5 protein-coding genes are annotated in these 2,678 nt (G+C 49.7%); 3 read left to right on the forward strand and 2 right to left on the reverse strand.

Going from position 1 to position 2,678, the window contains the following annotated elements; translation table 11 throughout:
* On the forward strand, nt 1-499 hold a 499-nt coding region (locus tag B3180_RS14635; RefSeq protein ID WP_286845238.1), incomplete at its 5' end, for a 3'-5' exonuclease.
* Between the two features lie 75 nt (nt 500-574).
* On the forward strand, nt 575-997 hold the full coding sequence (locus B3180_RS14640) for an OsmC family protein (RefSeq protein ID WP_054490482.1): 423 nt from the start codon (nt 575-577) through the stop codon (nt 995-997).
* Here B3180_RS14640 and rarD read toward each other — a convergent pair.
* Both rarD and B3180_RS14650 read right to left on the reverse strand, forming a co-directional pair.
* A complete protein-coding gene (rarD, locus tag B3180_RS14645) occupies nt 974-1,909 on the reverse strand; it encodes an EamA family transporter RarD (RefSeq protein WP_054490480.1) in 936 nt (311 codons plus the stop codon). The genes B3180_RS14640 and rarD overlap by 24 nt on opposite strands.
* 25 nt (nt 1,910-1,934) lie before the next feature.
* Nucleotides 1,935-2,399 carry a thioesterase family protein gene (locus B3180_RS14650; protein ID WP_054490478.1) on the reverse strand — a complete coding sequence of 155 codons (465 nt, stop codon included), beginning with the start codon at nt 2,397-2,399 and terminating at the stop codon, nt 1,935-1,937.
* A 60-nt stretch (nt 2,400-2,459) separates the two neighbouring features.
* On the opposite strand from B3180_RS14650, the gene B3180_RS14655 reads away from it, so the two are divergent.
* On the forward strand, nt 2,460-2,678 hold a 219-nt coding region (locus tag B3180_RS14655), incomplete at its 3' end, for a DEAD/DEAH box helicase (RefSeq protein WP_286845240.1).

A 2,678-nucleotide genomic window follows, 5' to 3' on the forward strand; every position in this document is an offset into this window, starting at 1 on the left:
ACGACGCTCTTCCGATCTGGAATTTCCGTTGGTGTTTATGACCGGTGTGGAGGAAGGCTTGTTTCCGTCCCAGCAGTCTATGGATGAACCAGGAAGGTTGGAAGAAGAGCGGCGACTTTGCTACGTGGGAATGACCCGCGCCATGCAAAAGTTGGTGCTTACTTACGCTGAGCAGCGCCGTATTTATGGTCAGGAATTGTTTCACAAAGTCAGTCGCTTTATTAGTGAAATTCCGCCGGACACATTGCACGAAGTGCGTATACAAACCAAAGTTGAAAAGCCCAGCAGTTACAGCCGATTTAATAACGCCGCCAGCCATGAGGCTTTTGAGCAGACCGGGTACTCACTTGGGCAACGTGTACGCCACCCGAAATTTGGCGAGGGTACGGTATTGAACTACGAAGGCACCGGGCCGCAATCCAGAGTCCAGATCAATTTCGATAACGTCGGCAGTAAGTGGCTGGTTGTTTCGTATGCGCGCCTGGATCCCGTCTTCTGAAGTGTAAAGTAGTGATCAAAAAATGCGTTCTTCGACTATGTTTAAAGTACATACATACTATGTCGGAGGCATTTTATGAAACGCTCTGCAAATGCACAGTGGAAAGGCAGTATTAAAGAAGGTTCAGGTGTTGTTTCAACGCCAAGTGGTGTTTTAGACAGTACCCAATACTCATTTAAGAGCCGGTTTGAAGACGGTAAGGGCACTAACCCTGAAGAGCTTCTTGGTGCTGCGCACGCAGGCTGCTACGCCATGGCGTTTTCGTTAATGCTGGGAGAGTCTGGCTATGAGCCGGACAGTATTGACGCCAAAGCCGAAGTTTCCTTAGAGGAAGACGGTGATGGCTTCAGCATCGCGAAAATTCACTTAACGGTTAAAGCCAGCATTCCGGATATTGACGAAAGCAAATTCCAGAAACTGGCAGAAAAAGCGAAAGACGGCTGTCCGGTCAGTAAGGTGTTGAACGCTGACATCTCAATGGATGCCAGCCTCAGCTGAAGCTAATCGCTTCTTCGCTTTACGATCCCGCTGGCGCTGTATTATTGAATCGAAACTGTACAGTGCCAGCGCACTCCAGATAATAATGAAGGTAACCAGCTTACTTTCCTCTAAAGGCTCACCGTAAACCATCACCGCTAATATGAACATTAATGTTGGCGCAATATACTGAAAGAAGCCCAGTGTCGCATAACGTAAGCGTTGTGCTGCAGCCGTAAAACACAGCAGTGGAATGGTTGTTACCAGCCCCGCAGCAACCAAAAGCAGATTTAAGGTCCACGGGTTAGCGGTTAAGTCACTGCTGGCAGACTGTGCGAAGCCAAATAGGTAAATCAGCATAACCGGCAGCAAAATAGCCGTTTCGAGCCACAGCCCGCTAATGGAATCGACCGGCAGACGTTTGCGAATGGCACCATAAATGGCAAAGCTGGACGCTAAAGCCAGAGCAACCCAGGGCACAGAGCCAAAGGTAATAACCTGAATAGAAACCCCTACCACCGCCATGCCAATGGCAATTAACTGTAACCGACGCATACGCTCGGCGAAAAAGGCCATACCAATAGCTACGTTCAGTAGTGGGTTAATGTAATAGCCCAGGCTGGCGTCCAGCATATGGTCGGTGTTTACCGCCCAAATAAACAAAAACCAGTTGCCGCCCAGTAAGCAAGTGGCAAGAGTCAGACGCAGTACCAGTTTGCGGCTTTTCAGAATAGGACGAATGCGATCCAGCCGTTTCATGGCAACGATCAGCACAAACACCATTAAAAACGCCCAAATAATACGGTGGGAGAGTATCTCGAACGCAGGCACCTGCTTTACCAGTTTGAAATAAACCGGTGCAATGCCCCAAAAGGTGTAGGCAGCAAGTGCGAAAAAAACGCCATGCCGCGCCCGAACTGCGTCATCGGACATAGTGGGAATCCTTATTTAATCTGCGTTAGCCGACCAGGTAAGTACCGGTTCCAAACGCTATGTGCGTGCCTTCTTCGTTGTGCAATTCCATCCTCGCTACCGCCACTTTGTTGCCTGAGCGGATAATGGTTGCGCTGGCAATAAACTCAGTGCCACGGCCCGGACGGAGGTAATCAACCCGAAGGTCAATAGTACCACAACGGCTCAGCCGCTCCATTAAATAAGCTTCAGAAGGTGACTCCAGTCTGTCGACCATGCCGGCAATAGCGACCAGTCCTCCGGCGGTATCCAGCGCCGTAGCCGTAACCCCGCCGTGCAACATACGCTGTGGTACATTGCCCATAAGCTGGTCTTGCCATTTAAATCGAATTTCACCACGGGCAGGGTTAAATTCCGTAATTTCCAGGCCAAGCAGTGCCTGGAACGGAACCTGAGTGTTCATAAACTCGGAAACTTTTGTCAGTATTGTTTGTGTATTCATTTTCGGCATGGTGATTAACGAACAGGACGCTTACAATAAGAGCATGTTACTCGGGAAGTCAATATAACCATGCACAGCAGTACCGCCGAAAAAACGCAGTTTGATCCGCTTCAGCAGCAGCTTGAGTCTACCTTTGGCTACCATCAGTTTCGCGATGGTCAGCAGGATATTATGCAGGCCGCTATGCAGGGGCGTGACTCGCTGGTACTGATGCCAACCGGTGGTGGCAAGTCGCTTTGTTACCAGTTGCCGGCCATTTGTGGTGACGGCCTTACTCTGGTTATTTCG

The sequence above is a fragment of the Idiomarina sp. UBA4206 genome (assembly GCF_002383015.1).
GTDB lineage: Bacteria > Pseudomonadota > Gammaproteobacteria > Enterobacterales > Alteromonadaceae > Idiomarina > Idiomarina abyssalis.